We start from the raw sequence: 17,846 nt of genomic DNA, 5'->3' as shown, positions 1-17,846 counted from the left end.
GCCCAAACCAACCAAGGGAGACTGAAATGAAGATGAAATCACTTGTGATGGCGGCCTCGGTCGCGGCACTGGCGGCAGGCGGCGCATGGGCCGAAGAGGGAAAGGTGAAGGTCGGCATGATCACCACCCTCTCGGGCGGCGGCGCGGGCCTTGGCATCGACGTGCGCGATGGCTTTATGCTGGCCACAAAGATGGCCGGGAACGAGAACCTAGAGGTCGTGGTCGAAGACGACCAGCGCAAGCCCGAGATTGCAGTGCAACTGGCCGACAAGATGATCCAGTCCGAGAAGGTCGACGTGATGACCGGCATCATCTGGTCCAACCTCGCCATGGCCGTGGTGCCCGCGGCGACGGCGCAGGGCAAATTCTACCTCTCACCCAACGCAGGCCCTTCGGCGCTGGCGGGCAAAGGCTGCAACCCGCTTTACTTCAACGTGGCATGGCAGAACGACAACCTGCACGAAGCGGCGGGCGCTTATGCCAATGACACGGGCTATGAAAACACCTTCATGCTGGCGCCGAACTACCCGGCGGGCAAGGACGCGCTGACGGGCTACAAACGGACCTATGATGGCGCAGCGGCGGGCGAGGTCTATACTGATCTGGGTCAAACCGACTATGCCGCCGAGATCGCGCAGATCCGTGCCTCGGGCGCTGACAGCGTGTTCTTCTTCTTGCCCGGCGGGATGGGGATTTCCTTCCTCAAGCAATATGCCAACTCGGGCGTGGACCTGCCTGTTGTCGGCCCGGCCTTCAGCTTTGATCAAGGCATCCTTCAGGCCGTGGGTGAGGCCGCTCTTGGGATCAAGAACACCAGCCAATGGAACAAGGATCTCGATAACGAAGCCAACAAGACCTTCGTCGAGGCCTTTCAGGAGGAATACGACCGTCTGCCGTCGCTCTATGCAAGTCAGGGTTATGATACCGCGAACCTGCTGCTAAGCGCGATGGAGAAGGCGGATGTGTCGGATGCCGAAGCCTTTGGCGCGGCGCTGAAAGAGGCTGATTTCGACAGCGTGCGGGGCAAATTCTCGTTTGGTAACAACAACCACCCGATCCAAGACTACTACGTGCGCGAAGTGGTCAAAGAGGGTGATGTCTATACCAACAAGCTGATCGGCCCCTCGTTGACCGATCACGCTGATGCCTACGCGGCTGACTGCAAAATGTAATCCCGCGCGGCCCCGGGCGCCGATTTGGCGCGCCGGGGCCGACGTATCAACGCTTTCACGCCGGTCCTCGCGACCGGCGCGCCGGGAGGCTTTGCCAAATGTCACTCATCCTGCTGATTGAACAGGTGCTGAACGGAGTCCAATCCGGGGTCATGCTGTTTTTGATGGCCGCGGGGCTCACGCTGATCTTCGGGGTCATGGGGCTCATTAACCTCGCCCATGGTTCGCTCTACATGGTCGGTGCCTTTGCCGCCGCGGCGGTTGCGGCGGCGACGGGGTCGTTTCTCTTGGCGCTGGTGGCGGCCTTGGCCGCGGCGGCGCTGGCGGGCTGCTTGATCGAGATGACGGTGATCCGCAGGCTCTATGACCGCGACCACCTCGACCAAGTGCTGGCGACCTTTGCGCTGATCCTGATTTTCTCAGAAGGCACACGGTTTCTCTTTGGCTCCTTCCCGCTGTTTCTCGACATTCCGGCGGCCCTGTCCGGCCCGGTGACCCTGCCGGGGGCATCCAGTATCCGCTCTACCGGCTCGTGATCATCGGCGTCGGTCTGGTAATTGCTGCAGGTCTGTTCCTGCTGATCGCCCGCACGCGCATCGGCATCCAGATCCGCGCAGGTGAGGCTGACCGCGAAATGATCGGGGCGCTTGGCGTCGATATCGCCAAACTCTACACGCTGATCTTCGCCCTTGGGGCCGCCCTTGCGGGTCTCGCCGGTGCGCTGGTGGGCGCGATCCAGTCGGTGCAGGTGGGCATGGGGGAGCCGGTGCTGATCCTTGCCTTTGTGGTGATCGTTATCGGCGGCATCGGCTCAATCAAGGGCGCGCTGATCGGGGCGCTACTGGTGGGGCTGACGGACACGCTGGGATCGGTCCTGCTGCCGCTCTTTTTGCGAATTTCATGGAGGCCTCGGCGGCCACGTCCGTCGGCTCCTCGCTCGCCTCCATGTCGATTTACATTCTGATGGCGGGGGTCTTGCTGTTCAAACCCACCGGCCTCTTTGGGGAGGCCTGAGCCATGATGCGCGAAAAACTCGTAAACCTCTTTCTCTTCCTGCTGCTGCCGGTGACGGCGTTGGCGGCTTTCGCGTTGGACGAGCCATTCATCATCACGCTGGCCACCAAGGCGGCGATCCTCGCCCTTGCGGGCGTGGGGCTGAACATCGCGCTCGGCCTCGGCGGGCTGGTGAGCTTTGGTCATGCAGCATTCTTTGGGATCGGCGGCTATGCCATGGGCATTCTCGCCGCCCATGCGCAGAGCTACACACCGATCATGGAGAGCCCATTTCTGATCGAAGGCACCAAGTCGATGCCGGTGATCTGGCTGGTGGCGATTGTGGTCTCTGGCCTTGCTGCGCTGCTGATCGGGGCGCTGTCTTTGCGCACCTCGGGCGTCTATTTCATCATGGTCACGCTCGCCTTCGGGCAGATGCTGTTCTACTTCTCGATCTCATGGCCCGCATATGGCGGCGAGGACGGGCTGTCGATCTATGTGCGCAACGGCTTTCCGGGGCTCAACACGCTTGATCCGCTGACTTTCTTTGCCATCACCTTTGCGGTGCTGGCGCTGGTGCTGCTGTTTGCAGGGCGTCTGGCGCGGGCTCCTTTCGGCCTTGGGCTGTCGGCGGCGCGGCAGAACGCCGAGCGGGTCGAAGCCGTGGGCCTCGCGCCCTTCCGGCTGCGGCTGGTGGCCTTTGTCATCTCGGGAGCGGTGACGGGGCTGGCGGGCGCGCTTTTTGCCGATCTCAACCGTTTCGTCAGCCCGACGATGTTCTCGTGGCAGACCTCTGGTGAGATCATGATCTTCGTGATCCTTGGCGGGGTTGGGCGGCTCTTTGGCCCGGTGGCCGGGGCGGCGCTATTCATCTTGCTTGAGCATGTCTTGGGCGGGCTATCGGAGTTCTGGCACATCTATCTGGGGCTGTTGCTGTTGCTGGTGGTGCTCTTTGCGCGCGGCGGCATGATCGGCCTCGTTGCCGGACGGGAGGTGGCCCATGACTGAAGGGATGACAGATGTGCTGTTGGACGTGCGCAACCTGCACAAAAGCTTTGGCGCGTTGAAGGCGACTGATGATGTCTCCCTCACCCTGCGGACGGGCGAAATCCACGCGCTTATCGGCCCCAACGGGGCGGGCAAGTCGACGCTGATCAAGCAGATTGCGGGCGGGCTGCGCTCGGACAGCGGGTCGGTCCATTTTGCCGGGCAGGACGTGACACCGATGACCACCGTGCAGCGGGCGCGGGCGGGGCTGGGGCGAACGTTCCAGATTTCGTCGCTGGCGATGGAATACACGGTGCTGCAAAACGCGGTGCTGGGCGCGCTTGGCCAATCGGGCCGGGTGATGCGCTTTTTCGCGCCAGTGATGCGGCAGCAGAAGTTGCGGGAAGAGGCGATGCGCGCCTTGGAGTTGGTAGGGCTCGCGGATCACGCGGCCAAGCGCACCGCGGACCTGTCGCATGGGCAACGTCGCCAGCTTGAGGTCGCCGTGGCGCTGACCCTACGGCCCAAGGTGTTTCTGATGGATGAACCGATGGCGGGGCTCGGGGCCAGCGGCTCTAAGGAGATGACAGGCTTTCTCGACGGGCTGCGCCGCGAGGCGCCGATCCTGCTGGTGGAACATGACATGGACGCGGTTTTCGCACTGGCGGACCGCATTTCGGTGCTGGTCTATGGCCAGATCATCGCCAGCGGCACGGCGGCCGAGATCAAGGCCGATCCGCAGGTCCGGGTGGCCTATCTGGGCGAGGAGGACGCAGCATGAGCTTGCTGGAGTTGAACGACATCACCGCCTCCTACGGGCCGACGCAGGCGCTTTTTGGCGTCGATCTGTCGCTGGAGGCGGGCGAGGTCTGCGCGCTGATGGGGCGCAACGGGATGGGCAAATCCTCGACCATCAAGGTGATCTGCCGGATGCTGAAACACGATGGCGGTGGGCTGCGCTTTGACGGGCGCGACATCGCGGGCCTGCCCAGTTTCCGGGCCGCGCAGGCCGGGGTGGGTCTGGTGCCCGAGGGTCGGCGCTGTTTCGCGCCGCTGACGGTGCACGAAAACCTCATCGCCGCCGCTCGCCCCGGTGCATGGGACGAGGCGCGGGTCACGGCGCTTTTCCCACGGCTGGGGGAGCGGCGCGATCAGGCGGCCGGCTCGCTTTCGGGCGGGGAGCAGCAGATGCTGGCAATTGGCCGTGCGTTGATGACCAACCCGAAATTGCTGCTGCTGGATGAAGCGACCGAGGGCTTGGCCCCCGTGGTGCGCCAAGAAATCTGGGCCGCTGTGGCGCAGCTTAAACGCGACAGCGGGCTGGCGCTTTTGGTGGTGGACAAATCCCTCGCCGAGCTGCGCCGCGTGGCCGATCACGCCGTCATTCTCGAACGTGGCCGCTCGGTCTGGTCTGGCCCGATGCCCGCGCTCGATTCCCAAATCGCCGATCAATTTCTCGGCGTGTGACTGTTAACAAAAAGGAACACGACATGTCGCATCAAATCATTCAGCCCAAGGGCTGGGCCCCGCGAAGGGCTATGCAAACGGCGTGCTGAGCGCGGATGGTCACCTGTTCGTCGGCGGTCAGATCGGCTGGACCGCCGAGCAGAAGTTCGATTGCCATGACTTTATCGGCCAGATGAAACAGGCGTTGCAAAACATCCGCGAGGTGGTCGAAGCCGCTGGCGGCACGCCCGAAGACATCACCCGTCTGACGTGGTATGTGACGGATAAGAAAGAATATCTTGCCGCGCAAAAGGACGTGGGCCGTGCCTATCGTGAGGTCATGGGCAAGCATTTCCCGGCCATGGCGATGGTGGTCGTCGCCGGATTGGTCGAGGATGCCGCCAAGCTTGAGATCGAAGCCGATGCGGTGATCAACCGCTAAGCGATCCCGCCGCCGGGGTCAGCCCCGGCGGCGCAGCGCCGGAAGCGCCGCCGAAAAGGCCGAGGACAGCGCAAAGAGACCTGCCGCGATGCTGACGATGCTGGGCCCCGTCGGCGTGTCGAATTCCAGTGATGCCATCAGCCCGCCCAACGCCGCCAGAGCGCCCAGTCCCATCGCCCAAATCGCCATAGTCTCAGGCGTGCGGGCAAAGGGGCGGGCGGTGGCGGCGGGGATGATCAGCATGGCGGCGATGAGCAGGGCGCCTACGACCTTGATGGCCACGGCGACCATGATCGCCAGTGCCAATGTCAGGATCAATTGCTCGCGTTTCGGGTTCCCGCCAGAGGCTTGGGCAAGATCGGGGTTCAGCGTGGCGGCCAGCAGCGCCGACCAGCGCCACGCCAACAGCAGCGCCACGGCCAGCGCACCGCCCCAAATGACGGCAAGGTCAAATCGGGTGACGGCGAGGATTTCCCCAAAAAGGTAGGACGACAGATCAACCCGCTGCCCCGGCAGCAGGGACACGGCCACCAACCCAAGCGCCAGCGCGGAATGGGCCATAACGCCCAAAAGCGCATCGGCGCTGACATTGCGGCCCGAAAGCGTGCTGATCACCAGCGCCATGACCAGCGCCACCAAAAGCACGCCCGCGGTGATCGGCAAATCGGTCGCCAGCGCCAAGGCCACGCCCAGCAAGGCCGCGTGGCTCGTGGCATCGCCGAAATAAGCCATGCGCCGCCAGATTACGAAACAGCCCAACGGCGCGGCGGCCAGTGCCACGCCAAGCCCGGCAAGCGCTGCGCGCAGAATAAAATCGTCAAGCATTCTCAGTCTCTTGGTGGTGGCCTTCACAGGCGTCGCCGTGATGGTGGTGGTGGTGATCATGGTCATGGCGGTAAAGGGCCAGAGCTCCTTGGGTGCCACTGCCGAACAATGCGCGGTATTCCGGCGCATCGGCCACGGTCTCGGGTGTGCCTTCGCAGCAGACATGACCGTTGAGGCAAAGCACCCGGTCGCTCGCCGCCATGACCACATGCAGATCATGGCTGACCATCAGCACGGCGCAGCCCAAATCTTGGCGTACGGCCTCAATCTGGCGGTAAAACGCAGCAGAACCGGGTTGGTCGAGCCCTTGGGTCGCCTCGTCAAGGATCAACAGGTCGGGCTTCTCCAGCAGGGCGCGGGCCAGAAGCACGCGCTGGAACTGCCCGCCAGAGAGGTCGACCATCTGCCGCTCGGCCAATTCCGGCACACCGGCGGTGGCAAGGGCATCGCGGATCGCTTCGGGCGTTTGGCGGCGCGGCAGGTTGACGAAACGGCGCACGGTCAGCGGCAGGGTCGCGTCGATCTGCAACTTCTGCGGCACATAGCCGATGCGCAGCCCCGGTTTGCGGGACACCTTGCCCGCCGCCGGTTTCAGCGCCCCGATCAGCGCCCGAAGCAGGCTGGATTTGCCCGACCCGTTGGGGCCGACGATGGTGACAATCTCCCCCGGTTCGATGTTGAAGTTCACATCGCGCAGGGCGACTTGTCTGTCGTGGCGCAGGGTAAGGCCACGGGTCTCAATCAGGCTCATGCGCCGGTCTCCTGACAGGCGGGGCAAAGACCCTCGGCCTCGACCACGCTGCGCTCAATGCGGAAGCCTGCGGCCCGGGCGGCATCGCCAAGGCGGCTTTTCGTGGGTGAGGTTTCGGCCTCTGCCACCGACCGGCAGCTGCGGCAGATCAGAAAGGCGGGCGCGTGGTCTTCGCCCGGATGTACGCAGCCCACATAGGCGTTGAGCGCTTCGATCTTATGGGCTAGCCCGGCTTTGACAAGAAAATCCAGCGCGCGATAGGCCACAGGGGCTGCGCGCCCAAGCCTTCGGCCGAGAGATGGGCCAAGAGGTCGTAGGCGCCCAAGGCGCGGTGTTCGGCCAGCAGGATTTCCAACGCGCGGCGGCGTACGGGCGTCAGCCGCAGCCCGCGCGCGGCGCATTGTGCTTCGGCGGCCTGCATGGTGCTGCGCATACAGGCGGCATGGTCGTGATCGCGGAATTCGATGGCGCTCATGGGGGACCTCAATTCGTTTGGGTATTGATATGTTATAACAGCGGTGTTAGCAAGGTGATACTATAACATTTGAAGGTCTGCCATGTATCGTTTCACGCTCCCCGCTGCCATTCTTGCCTCTGCCGCATCGCCGCTTTGGGCGGAGGTGCCTGCCGTCGCCACGGATATCGCGCCGGTCCATGCGCTGGTGTCTCAGGTGATGGAAGGGGTTGGCACGCCTGACCTCATCGTGCCGCCGCGCAGTTCACCACATGGCTATGCGATGCGCCCTTCCGAGGCGCGGGCGCTGAGCGGGGCGGACTTGGTCGTCTGGGTCGGCCCGTTGCTGACCCCTTGGCTGGCCGATCCGCTGGAATCTCTGGCCAGCAGCGCGAGCCATCTGGCTTTGCTGGAGCAGCCGGGCACCCGCGTCTTGGCGTTCCGTGAGGGGGCGACATTCGAAGCCCATGATCACGGCGATGAGGGAGATGAAGACCACGGGGCGGAGGAGCATGCCGAAAAGGGGGATGATCACGAAGCGCATGGTCACGACGCGCATGGTGACGAGGCGCATGAGGAGCATGACCACGAGAAGCGTGACGATGAGGAGCATGACCACGAAGGGCATGACAACGCAGAACATGACGCGCCAGCGCCTGACGAAGACCATGACGATCGCGGGCATGATGAGGCTCATGCGCATAGCGGCGTTGACCCCCACGTCTGGCTTGATCCGCAGAACGGTCAGCTTTGGCTGGGCCAGATCGCCGAGGCGCTGGCCGAGCTAGACCCCGACAACGCCGCACAGTACCGTGAGAACGCCGCCGCGGCGCAGGCCGAGCTTGCCGCCTTGGAAGAGGACATCGCCGAAACCCTCGCGCCGGTTAAAAACCGCCCCTTCATCGTTTTCCATGATGCCTACCACTATTTCGAAGCGCGTTTTGACATCGAAGCACGCGGCGCCATCAGCGAGAATGACGCCCGCGCGCCCGGCGCGGCGCGGGTTTCTGAACTGCGCGACTTGGTGGCCGAAAGCGGCGCGAAATGCGTCTTTGCCGAGCCGCAGTTCAACCCCGGCCTAATCGCCGCCGTGACCGAAGGGCAGGGCACCGGGACCGGCACGCTCGATCCGCTGGGGGCTGATCTGGAACCGGGCGCTGCGCTCTATGCCGATCTGCTGCGCGGCATGGCAGAGAACATGGCCGCTTGCCTGTCGGATTGAGCCTAGCGCCGAAACGAAAAAGTGGTGCAGCCGGGGAAGCTGCACCACATCTTACATGCTGAAATAACTTTTATAGAATTCTGATCAGACGGCGATTTTACCGCCGCCCTCTTTGGTGATGACAACCACCGCCGGGCGCGGAGGCATCTTGGGGTCGAAGTCGGGCCACCGGGTGGCTGGGTCTTCGAACGTGCTTTCCCGCTCAAAGCCGGGGATGTCCTTGGTTCCGTCCGTACCGGGGTGCTGCACCGCGACGAAAAGCGTCTCGCCATCCTCGGTGAAGTAGGGGCCGCACATCTCACCGCCCACGGGGCAACGGAAGAAGAGCTTTGAGGTCCCGCGCGCCTCGCCTTCGGTCTCTAGCGCGTAAAGCCCGTCGGATTTGCCTGTCTTGCCCCAGCTGCTGCCCTGATCGGTGCTGATCCAGAGCCGCCCGTCGGCGTCCATCGCGGCGTTGTCGGGGCTGCCGAACCAGCCGTTTTCGGACGTCTCAGGGTTCCACTGCGCGCCGACCTCGGCAACCTTTGGGTCACCGCATTGCACGAGGATCGACCAAGTGCCGCTGGTGGCGGCGTGGTCGGCGTCGGCCTCTTTGATCTCGATGATATGGCCAAAGCTGCTGTCGGGGCGCGGGTTGGCGGCGTTGGTGTCGCCTTCCTTGCGCTTGGTGTTGTTGGTCAGCAGGATATAGGCCGTGCCATCGCCGCGCGGCTGCGCGTCTTCGGGGCGGTCCATGGGGGTGGCACCCAGCAGGTCGGCGGCCAGACGGGTGTCGATCATCACGTCGCCTTGATCGTTGAAGCCGTTTTCGGCGGTCAGCGGGCCGGCGCCATGCACCAGCGGCAGCCAATTGATCGTGCCATCCTCCTCAAAGCGCGCGACATAGAGCGTACCCTCGTCCAGCAGAGCGCCATTGGCCGCCGGATCATCGGAAACGGTGCCTTCGGAGACGTATTTGTACTGATAGTCAAAGCGGTTGTCGTCGCCCATATAGACCACCAGCTTGCCATCTTTGCTGACCGTGGTCTCGGCACCTTCGTGGCGGAAACGGCCCAGAGCGGTGCGTTTGACGGGGGTTGAGGTCGGGTCCATTGGGTCGACCTCGACAACCCAGCCGAATTTGTTGGGCATGTTGGGTTCGGCATCCACGTTGAAGCGGTCGTGCTTTTGGCCCCAAGCGTACCACATGCCCGGTACGCCGTAGCGGTCCCAAGATTTCTCTTCCGCGGCACCGCTGATGTCGGGATTGCCATCGGCATCCAGCTTGTCGGTCCAGAAATAGCCGTGGAAGTTCTCTTCGGCCATGAGCCATGTGCCCCATGGGGTGAGGCCGCCCGCGCAGTTGTTGAGAGTGCCGATGACGTGGGTGCCGCTGGGATCGTCATTGGTCTTCATCCGCGCGTGACCAGCCGCAGGGCCGCTCAGCGTCATCGCGGTGTCGAGCGGGGTGATACGACGGTTCATCTTGCCATCACGCACCACCTGCCACTTGCCTACCTCATCGCGGGCGATCTCGACGACCGAGCCGCCGTGGGCGGCCATCTCAATGTCGATCAACTCAGGCGTCATGCCTTTGAAGTCGACTTTGTCCTGACGGCCAAGGCCGGGGAACATGACCTCTTCGTTGGTGTATTCATGGTTCACGCACAGGAGGCCACGGCTGCCGTCTTCGTTTAGGGGCACAAAGCCCACGTAGTCGTTGTTGTAGCCGAATTGTTGTAGCTGCGCGGCGGCGGTCTGGTTCATCACGTCGAACTCGGGCGCGTTGGCGGTGATCGGATCGCCCCACCGCAGCAGGATCTGCGCGTCATAGCCGGGGGCGACATGGTGGGTCTCATCATTGCCCCATGCCAGTTCATCAAAGACATAGCGGCTGGTGGCGGCATTGGCCTTGGACGGGGCGATGGCGGCAGCGGTGCCGAAAAGTGCTGTGGTGGCGGAAACCCCAAGCATGCCGCGCAGGATGTCGCGGCGGCCATAGCGGGCGTTGATCACATCACCGATGGTGCGCGAAAGGTTCGCGTTCGTGGGGATGTCGTCAAAGGCCTCAAAGGCTTCGGCCTTGTTGCCGATGGCGGGGTCGTTGAGAATTTCGCGGCGGGTCATCATGCTTCCTCTGGTGACTTGGCTGGCCCCCATCTGCACGATGACTGTCACGGTTTTATGACGCGCTAGATCGGGTTGTTGCGAAATCCGACGATGAGTTGACGCAGACCAATCGCAGCCCCGGCAAAGATCGACGCCAAGGTAACAGGTCCGCTGAAGGCCAAGACCGATATGGCCGAGATGCCTTGCCCGATGGTGCAGCCCATGGCGATCACTGCGCCAGCGCCCATAAGCCCCGCGCCGAATATCTGGCGGCGCAGCTCGCGCGGGTCTTCGCAGGCCTCCCAACGGAAATGCCCTTGCCAGAGAGAGCCGAGGAAAGCGCCGACCCAGACGCCCGAGACAGAGCCAATGCCAAAGCTCAGAGGGCGGACAGAGCCTTGCATGGCGTAGAGCAGTGTCTCTCCCACGGGGGCGGCATAGCTGTGAGACATGAGCGTCTGTGCGCCAAAGCCGGTTTGCGCCAGCCACGCCGTGCCCGCCCAGCCTGAGACGATGGCGAGACCGGCGATTATGCCCCAAAAGACCATACGGAAATCACTGCGAAAGCTGCGGGCGCTCAGCATGAGGGCGCAGATCACGAGGCCCAGAGCCACACCGATCATTGGCACCGACCCGCCCGTGAGCGCAGAAAGCGTATGGGCAATGCCATCGGGCGGGCCCACGCTCAACTGGCGGGGGAAGAGAAACACACGCGCCGGGGCGAGGGGGCCGGAAAGCACAGCAAAGGCTGCCAGCCCCATGACCACGACAATGACGAAGGCGCGCAGATCACCGCCACCAAGCCGCGCCAATGCGCCAAAGCCGCAGGTGCCCGCCAGTGCCATGCCGTAGCCGAAGATCAGCCCGCCAAAGATCGCGGGCGCCCAAGAGAAAGCGATGGTCAGGTGAAAGGCGCGGTCGATGTTGATCAGCCCAAGCCCGCCGAGGGTGAAACTGCCCAGCATCGCCACACCGATCGCCAAGCCCCACATGCGCATCCGGTGGCTGGAGCCACCATAGAGCAGGTCTTCGATGGCGCCCATTGTACAGAACCGCCCCAAACGTGCGGCAAGGCCCAGCAATACGCCGCCCAATCCACCCAAGACGGCGGCGGTCAGCGGCTGGCCCAGAAGTTCAATCATCCTTGCAGAATAATTCGTAGACCAGTTCCAGCATTTTGCGGGGCCGATCATCGGCCAGACGGTAGTAAATCGTTTTACCGTCGCGCCGCGGTGTCACCAAACCTTCGAGCCTGAGCCGCGAGAGTTGCTGCGATACCGCCGCCTGCCGGGTCGAGAGCAGGGCTTCCAACTCGCTCACCGATTTCTCACCCGAAACAAGGTGACACAGGATCATCAAGCGCCCCTCATGGCTAATCGCTTTGAGGAAATTCGATGCGGTCACGGCATTGGTCAGCATCCGGTCCATGTCTTCTTCAGACATGTCGGGTGTCATCACGGGCAGGGCTGTCATTCGGTTGGTTCCTCGAAATCGGTCTTGTCGCGCAATAGCATGTTCAGCATGGGCCAGAAAAATTCCGCGCCGGGGTAGCCTTCGAGCCGGCCCAGTTCGGTGTCATCTTCAACCAGCAGGAAGGTCGGCGTAAAGACCACCGCGCGCTGGGGGGTGACGCTGTCTTCGACGACAGAAATATCAACGCGGCGCAGCGGAGCAAACTCCCCTTCGGCGGTTTTGGGATAGGCGGGGGCGATCTCTTTGTCCCAGCGTTCGCAATAGATGCAGCCGGGCTGTTCGACCATGACCAGTTCCACCGCCCAAACGGGCAGGGCGGTAAAGGCCGCGAGGCTCAGGGCGGTCACTGTGCGGATCATTGGCTTGCCTGATTGACGTTTGGACAACACTCAACGTAATTTGAATATGTGAATTGTTCAAGCGCGGCGGCATGTGTCGGCGCGGGCAGGGGGTAACATGTTCGACATCACCTATGCAGGTGCGCTTCTGGCGGGGCTGCTCAGCTTCTTTACGCCCTGCATTCTGCCTATGGTGCCGTTCTACCTCAGCTATATGGCGGGGCTCAGCGTGACCGAGTTGCGCGGCGATGGCGCGATTGCGCCGGGGGCGCAGCGGCGGTTGGTGCTGTCTTCGGTGCTCTTTGCGCTTGGGGTCTCGACGATCTTTGTGCTCTTGGGCATGGGGGCCACGGCCTTGGGGCAGGTGTTTACGCAATACCTTGAGCCGCTCAGCTGGGTGGCGGCGGCGATCTTGTTGGTCTTTGGCCTGCATTTTCTGGGCGTCATCAAGGTGCCGCTGCTCTACCGCGAAGCGCGGTTAGAGGGGGCGGCAAGCCCACGTCGATCTGGGGTGCCTATGTGATGGGGCTGGCCTTTGGCTTTGGCTGGACACCTTGCGTGGGCCCGGCGCTGGCGGCGATCTTGATGATAGCGTCGGGCATGGGGGACATCACGCATGGGGGCTGTTGTTGTTCGCCTATGGCGTCGGGATGACCGCGCCCTTCGTGGTGGCGGCCCTCTTTGCCAAGCCGTTCCTCAACTGGGCCGCGCGGCATATGGCGCTGGTGCAAAAGGTCGAAAAGGCGATGGGGGTCATGCTGATCCTCTTTGCCGTGCTGATCGTGACGGGCGGGGTGCAATTGATCGCGGATGCGATGATCCGTTGGTTCCCCAGCTTCACGACGTTAGGGTAACCGCAACAAGGAGGAGGACGCCAAGATGATTATCTCAAGGATAGGGGCCGCAGTGGCGGCAGCGATGCTGGCTTGGCCATTGGCCGCGGCGGAACTGGGCGACGACGGGCTGCACAAGACGGCATGGATCCGTGACACCTTCAAAGACCTTCGCGAGGATCTGGAGGAGGCCGGGGCCGAGGACAAGCGCTTGATGCTGATGTTCGAGCAGCGCGGCTGTATCTACTGCACAAAAATGCATGAGGAAGTCTTTCCCGCCGCTGAGATCGCCGATTACATCGAAGAAAACTACTTCGTTGTGCAGCTAAACTTGCATGGCGATATCGAAGTGACCGATTTCGATGGCGAGACCCTCTCGGAAAAGCAGATGGCGCGGAAATGGGGGATTCTCTTTACCCCGACGATGATGTTCCTCCCGCCTGAGGTGGCCGAAGGCGCGACAGCGCCGCAAGCCGCGGTGGCAGTGATGCCGGGTGCCTTTGGCAAGGGCACGACGCTGGATATGCTGACGTGGGTCAATGAGGAACGCTACGCCCTTGAGGGGGCTGAGGATTTCCAACGCTACCACGCGCGGATGATCCAAGAGCGCAACAACGGCAGCACGGATTGACCGATGAAAAGCGGCGCTGCGCGGGTAAAGCTATTCAAAAGTTTGAATTTGTTGTTGCGCCGCGCCGCATCCCTGTCTTAGGGTCAGGTAAACCGGATCACACATCACCGTGATCGGCACTGGGAGGAAGTTTTCGATGATGAGATGGATCGCCGCCGCAATTGTGTCGGGCGCGCCCGTTCTGGCCGCCGCTGAAACCGTGGCACCTGCCGACGTGACCTATGATGACTATGGTTCGGTTGAACAATCCTTGACCGGCACGGCCGGAGACGCCGCCAGCGGTGCCGCCATCGTCGGCAACAAAAAGGCGGGCAACTGCGTGGCCTGCCATCAGATCGGCGCGCTCAGCGATGTGCCTTTCCAAGGTGAGATCGGCCCGATGCTTGACGGGGCGGGCGACCGCTGGACCGAGGCAGAGCTGCGCGGCATCGTTGCCAACAGCAAAATGACCTTCGAAGGCTCGATGATGCCGTCTTACTACAAGACAAGCGGGTACATCCGCCCCGGCGATGGTTTCACCGGCAAGGCCGGGTCTGAGCCGCTGCCACCTCTGTTGGACGCCCAGCAGATCGAAGATATCGTGGCGTTCTTGGTCACGTTGAAAGAGTAACGCGGGGCCCGTCGCGGCCAAGGGGCGGCGGAAGGCTCGACAGATCATCGCGGTCAGCGCACCGCGGCAATGGAATAACGGCGCAGAGCGCCGTTGACGCATAAGGAGATGAGAGATGAACTTCTCAAGACGTGAAACTTTCGGCCTCGGCCTTGGTGCCGTGGCGCTGACCATGCTGCCCGTGGGGGCCTCTGCCGCCACGGTCGACGAGCTGATCGCGGAATTCACAGGCGGAGCCGATATGGCCGACACCGGCGTGACCCTGACTGCGCCCGAAATCGCTGAGAACGGCAACACCGTGCCAATCTCGGTCGAAGCGCCGGGTGCTTCCGCGATCATGGTGCTGGCCACTGGCAACCCGACACCGCCCGTCGGCACCTTTAACTTCGGCCCCTTGGCAGGGAGCCGCAGCGCCTCCACCCGCATTCGTTTGGCCACGACCCAAGACGTTGTTGCCATCGCCAAGCTGGAAGACGGCACATTCGCCCGCACCAGCGCAGAGATCAAAGTCACAATCGGCGGCTGCGGCGGCTAAGCCCGCGCGCCCCAATTTTCAGGAGTTTTCAAAATGGCAGAAGGTGTAACCCCTCGCGTCAAAGTGCCGAAAAAAGCCGAGACAGGTGAGGTCATCACGATCAAGACCCTTATCAGCCACCCGATGGAATCGGGCCAGCGCAAAGACGGCGACGGCAACGTCATCCCGCGTTCGATCATCAACCGCTTCACCGCCGAGTTCAACGGCGAGAGCGTGATCGACGTGAAGATGGAACCGGCGATGTCGACCAACCCTATTTCGAATTTGACGCCACCGTGCCAGAGGCCGGCGACTTCAAATTCACGTGGTACGATGACGACGGTTCTGTCTACGAAGAAGTCAAATCCATCACGGTCGGCTGATCCCGCATCAGCCAGCACCATGCGTGGAACAGGGAGGAAAGACATGAAATTCAAGGCAATGACCGCTGTCGCGGCGCTTTTGGTGGCCGCCCCCATGCTGGGGATGGCCGATGAGGAGGCCGAGCTTGTCGTCAACGGCGAGATCGAGATGGTGACCAAGACCGATGCGCCCGCACATCTTGAGGGGGTTTTGCCGGAAATCATGTCTGGCTGGCGCTTTCGTTCGGCAGAGACCCAGCAAACGCAGATGGACGACTTCGACAACCCCGGCATGATCTTTGTCGACCAAGCCCAAGCGGCTTGGGACACGGCAGAGGGCAGCGAGGGCAAGTCCTGCGCGTCGTGTCACAATGACGTGGAATCGATGGAAGGCGTCCGCGCGGTCTATCCAAAATGGAACGAAGAGGCGGGCGAAGTACGCACGCTTGCGATGCAGATCAACGACTGCCGCGAGAACCAGATGGGCGCAGAGCCTTATAAATACACTGGCAACGACATGACCGCGATGGAGGCGCTGATCTCGGTCCAGTCACGCGGCATGCCGGTCAATGTGGCGATCGACGGCCCGGCCCAAAGCACTTGGGAACAGGGCAAAGAGATGTACTACACCCGCTACGGTCAACTTGAGCTGAGCTGCGCCAATTGTCACGAAGACAACTACGGCAACATGATCCGCGCCGACCACCTGAGCCAAGGTCAGATCAACGGCTTTCCGGTGTACCGCCTGAAAAACACCAAGCTCAACAGCAGCCACGCGCGTTTCAAGGGTTGCGTGCGTGACACCCGAGCCGAGACTTTTAGCCCCGGCAGCCCCGAGTTCGTGGCGCTTGAGCTTTACGTCGCCAGCCGCGGCAACGGCCTGTCGGTCGAAGCGCCTTCGGTGCGTAACTGATATCATATTCGGGCGTTTTGCCTGGCCTGATCCCGCCCCTCACGAGGGGGCGGGACTTTTCCCTGTTTTCAAGTGATGGAGCGTAACATGCTGTCTCGCCGTGATTTTCTGCAAATGTCTATGGCTGCGGCCTCCATCTACGGCGGCTCGGGCTTCGGCAACTGGGCGCGGCTGGCGGCGCAGGACCGTTTCGATCAGGACGCGCTTCTGGAATTCGAGAAGTTCGGCAATGTCACCCTGATGCATGTGACCGACATCCACGCGCAGCTGAAGCCGATCTATTTCCGCGAGCCCTCGGTCAACATCGGCGTCGGCGATAACCGCGGCAAGGTGCCCCATATCACCGGCGAGGATTTCCGCATTCGCTATGGCATCGGCGGCGGCACGCCGCTGGATTACGCGCTGACCTATGATGATTTCGTCGCCCAGGCGCAGGCCTACGGCAAGGTGGGCGGGCTTGACCGCGTGGCGACCGTGCTCAACGCGATCCGCGCCGACCGGCCTGATGCGCTGCTTTTGGACGGCGGGGATACGTGGCACGGCTCGATGACCTGTCTTAAGACCCAAGGGCAGGACATGGTCAACGTGATGAACGCGCTGAAGCCCGACGCGATGACCTTCCATTGGGAGTTTACGTTGGGCTCCGAACGGGTGCAGGAGATTGTCGAGGGGCTGCCCTTTGCCGCCCTTGGCCAGAACATCTTTGACCGCGAATGGGACGAGCCTGCGGAACTGTTCAAACCCTACGAGTTTTTCGAGCGCGGCGGCGTGAAGATCGCCGTGATCGGGCAGGCTTTCCCCTACATGCCCATCGCCAACCCTGGCTGGATGTTCCCCGAATATTCCTTTGGCATCCGCGATGAGCATATGCAGGAGATGGTCGACGAGGTCCGCGCGCAAGGCGCCGAACTGGTCGTCTGCCTCAGCCACAATGGCTTTGATGTCGACAAGAAGATGGCCGGGATCGTCAAGGGGATCGACGTGATCCTGTCGGGTCACACCCATGACGCGCTGCCCGAACCGGTGTTGGTGGGGCAGACGCATATCATCGCCTCTGGCTCGAACGGGAAATTCGTTTCCCGCGTGGATCTGGACGTGCGCGATGGCAAAATGATGGGCATCCGGCACAAGCTGATCCCAATTTTCTCGGACCTCATCACCCCCGATCAAGAGGTGGCCAAACTGATCGACGCGCAGCGCGCGCCTTATCTGGATGAGTTGACACATGTGGTGGGGCAAAGCGACGCGCTGCTCTACCGCCGGGGTAACTTCAACGGCACGTGGGATGACCTCATCTGCGACGCCCTGCTGAGCGAACGCGATGCCGAGATCGCGCTGAGCCCCGGTGTGCGGTGGGGGCCGTCGATCATGCCGGGCCAAGACATCACGCGCGAAGATATCTTTAACGTTACCTCGATGACCTATCCCAATGCCTATCGCACGGAAATGACAGGGGAGTTTCTGAAGGTCGTACTGGAAGACGTGGGCGATAACCTGTTCAACCCCGACCCCTATTACCAGCAGGGCGGCGACATGGTGCGCGTCGGCGGCATGGGCTTTAAGATGGACATCGCCAAGCCGCAGGGTGAGCGGATCAGCGACATGACCTTGCTCAGTTCCGGTGAGCCGATTGACCCGCAGCGGAACTATGTCGTCGCCGGATGGGCCTCTGTCAACGAGGGCACCGAAGGGCCGCCGATTTGGGATGTGGTCGAAAGCCATATCGCTAAATTGGGAACGGTTTCCGATGGCGCACGCACGCCAGTGGAAATCGTTCTGCCAGACTGAGAAA

Annotated in this window: 16 protein-coding genes and 5 pseudogenes; 14 read left to right on the top strand and 7 right to left on the bottom strand. The window is 62.4% G+C overall.

Going from position 1 to position 17,846, the window contains the following annotated elements; translation table 11 throughout:
* The first annotated feature begins 26 nt into the window (after positions 1 to 26).
* From ACFQAU_RS17605 to ACFQAU_RS17580, 6 genes and pseudogenes are all read left to right on the top strand, one after another.
* A complete protein-coding gene (locus ACFQAU_RS17605; protein ID WP_067941293.1) occupies positions 27 to 1,172 on the top strand; it encodes an ABC transporter substrate-binding protein in 1,146 nt (381 codons plus the stop codon).
* A 98-nt stretch (positions 1,173 to 1,270) separates the two neighbouring features.
* A pseudogene (locus ACFQAU_RS17600) lies at positions 1,271 to 2,186 on the top strand (branched-chain amino acid ABC transporter permease).
* 3 nt (positions 2,187 to 2,189) lie between these two features.
* Positions 2,190 to 3,173: a branched-chain amino acid ABC transporter permease gene (locus tag ACFQAU_RS17595; RefSeq protein ID WP_132443584.1), complete on the top strand. Its 984-nt coding sequence runs from the start codon at positions 2,190 to 2,192 to the stop codon at positions 3,171 to 3,173.
* A gap of 4 nt (positions 3,174 to 3,177) precedes the next feature.
* Positions 3,178 to 3,933, top strand: coding sequence for an ABC transporter ATP-binding protein (locus ACFQAU_RS17590; RefSeq protein WP_120350835.1), 756 nt, complete (start codon positions 3,178 to 3,180; stop codon positions 3,931 to 3,933).
* Positions 3,930 to 4,619, top strand: a complete 690-nt coding sequence (locus ACFQAU_RS17585; protein ID WP_067626269.1) for an ABC transporter ATP-binding protein — start codon at positions 3,930 to 3,932, stop codon at positions 4,617 to 4,619. The genes ACFQAU_RS17590 and ACFQAU_RS17585 overlap by 4 nt, the downstream gene beginning before the upstream one ends.
* Positions 4,620 to 4,642: 23 nt before the next feature.
* A pseudogene (locus tag ACFQAU_RS17580) lies at positions 4,643 to 5,040 on the top strand (RidA family protein).
* An 18-nt stretch (positions 5,041 to 5,058) separates the two neighbouring features.
* On the opposite strand, the gene ACFQAU_RS17575 reads toward ACFQAU_RS17580, so the two are convergent.
* From ACFQAU_RS17575 to ACFQAU_RS17565, 3 genes and pseudogenes are all read right to left on the bottom strand, one after another.
* The gene (locus ACFQAU_RS17575) at positions 5,059 to 5,865 is read right to left on the bottom strand and encodes a metal ABC transporter permease (RefSeq protein ID WP_205570912.1); all 807 of its coding nucleotides are present in this window, start codon (positions 5,863 to 5,865) and stop codon (positions 5,059 to 5,061) included.
* Positions 5,858 to 6,616: a metal ABC transporter ATP-binding protein gene (locus tag ACFQAU_RS17570; protein ID WP_132443582.1), complete on the bottom strand. Its 759-nt coding sequence runs from the start codon at positions 6,614 to 6,616 to the stop codon at positions 5,858 to 5,860. Before ACFQAU_RS17570 ends, ACFQAU_RS17575 begins: the two co-directional genes overlap by 8 nt.
* Positions 6,613 to 7,091 (bottom strand): annotated as a pseudogene (locus tag ACFQAU_RS17565) (Fur family transcriptional regulator). The gene ACFQAU_RS17570 and the pseudogene ACFQAU_RS17565 overlap by 4 nt, the downstream one beginning before the upstream one ends.
* Before the next feature lie 82 nt (positions 7,092 to 7,173).
* Here ACFQAU_RS17565 and ACFQAU_RS17560 point away from each other — a divergent pair.
* Complete coding sequence (locus ACFQAU_RS17560; protein ID WP_132443580.1) at positions 7,174 to 8,292, top strand: zinc ABC transporter substrate-binding protein; 1,119 nt, start codon at positions 7,174 to 7,176, stop codon at positions 8,290 to 8,292.
* An 84-nt stretch (positions 8,293 to 8,376) separates the two neighbouring features.
* Here ACFQAU_RS17560 and ACFQAU_RS17555 read toward each other — a convergent pair whose 3' ends face one another.
* From ACFQAU_RS17555 to ACFQAU_RS17540, 4 genes are all read right to left on the bottom strand, one after another.
* Positions 8,377 to 10,398, bottom strand: coding sequence for a PhoX family protein (locus ACFQAU_RS17555; RefSeq protein WP_132443579.1), 2,022 nt, complete (start codon positions 10,396 to 10,398; stop codon positions 8,377 to 8,379).
* Between the two features lie 65 nt (positions 10,399 to 10,463).
* Complete coding sequence (locus tag ACFQAU_RS17550; RefSeq protein ID WP_132443578.1) at positions 10,464 to 11,522, bottom strand: YeeE/YedE family protein; 1,059 nt, start codon at positions 11,520 to 11,522, stop codon at positions 10,464 to 10,466.
* A complete protein-coding gene (locus ACFQAU_RS17545; RefSeq protein ID WP_067628371.1) occupies positions 11,515 to 11,853 on the bottom strand; it encodes an ArsR/SmtB family transcription factor in 339 nt (112 codons plus the stop codon). Before ACFQAU_RS17545 ends, ACFQAU_RS17550 begins: the two co-directional genes overlap by 8 nt.
* Complete coding sequence (locus tag ACFQAU_RS17540; protein WP_132443577.1) at positions 11,850 to 12,212, bottom strand: thioredoxin domain-containing protein; 363 nt, start codon at positions 12,210 to 12,212, stop codon at positions 11,850 to 11,852. The genes ACFQAU_RS17545 and ACFQAU_RS17540 overlap by 4 nt, the downstream gene beginning before the upstream one ends.
* Before the next feature lie 97 nt (positions 12,213 to 12,309).
* On the opposite strand from ACFQAU_RS17540, the pseudogene ACFQAU_RS17535 reads away from it, so the two are divergent.
* From ACFQAU_RS17535 to soxB, 7 genes and pseudogenes are all read left to right on the top strand, one after another.
* Positions 12,310 to 13,045, top strand: a pseudogene (locus ACFQAU_RS17535) (cytochrome c biogenesis CcdA family protein).
* A 25-nt stretch (positions 13,046 to 13,070) separates the two neighbouring features.
* Complete coding sequence (locus tag ACFQAU_RS17530) at positions 13,071 to 13,655, top strand: thioredoxin family protein (RefSeq protein ID WP_240791534.1); 585 nt, start codon at positions 13,071 to 13,073, stop codon at positions 13,653 to 13,655.
* A 136-nt stretch (positions 13,656 to 13,791) separates the two neighbouring features.
* Positions 13,792 to 14,265: a sulfur oxidation c-type cytochrome SoxX gene (gene soxX / locus ACFQAU_RS17525; RefSeq protein WP_386279657.1), complete on the top strand. Its 474-nt coding sequence runs from the start codon at positions 13,792 to 13,794 to the stop codon at positions 14,263 to 14,265.
* A 115-nt stretch (positions 14,266 to 14,380) separates the two neighbouring features.
* Positions 14,381 to 14,800: a thiosulfate oxidation carrier protein SoxY gene (soxY, locus tag ACFQAU_RS17520; protein ID WP_067628363.1), complete on the top strand. Its 420-nt coding sequence runs from the start codon at positions 14,381 to 14,383 to the stop codon at positions 14,798 to 14,800.
* A gap of 33 nt (positions 14,801 to 14,833) precedes the next feature.
* Positions 14,834 to 15,162 (top strand): annotated as a pseudogene (soxZ, locus tag ACFQAU_RS17515) (thiosulfate oxidation carrier complex protein SoxZ).
* A gap of 43 nt (positions 15,163 to 15,205) precedes the next feature.
* Positions 15,206 to 16,054, top strand: coding sequence for a sulfur oxidation c-type cytochrome SoxA (gene soxA / locus ACFQAU_RS17510; RefSeq protein ID WP_132443576.1), 849 nt, complete (start codon positions 15,206 to 15,208; stop codon positions 16,052 to 16,054).
* Between the two features lie 87 nt (positions 16,055 to 16,141).
* Positions 16,142 to 17,842, top strand: coding sequence for a thiosulfohydrolase SoxB (soxB, locus tag ACFQAU_RS17505; protein ID WP_132443575.1), 1,701 nt, complete (start codon positions 16,142 to 16,144; stop codon positions 17,840 to 17,842).
* Positions 17,843 to 17,846: the final 4 nt, after the last annotated feature.

The organism is Sulfitobacter profundi (assembly GCF_042661425.1).
GTDB lineage: Bacteria > Pseudomonadota > Alphaproteobacteria > Rhodobacterales > Rhodobacteraceae > Sulfitobacter > Sulfitobacter profundi.
This window is presented reverse-complemented; position numbering and strand designations above follow the sequence as displayed.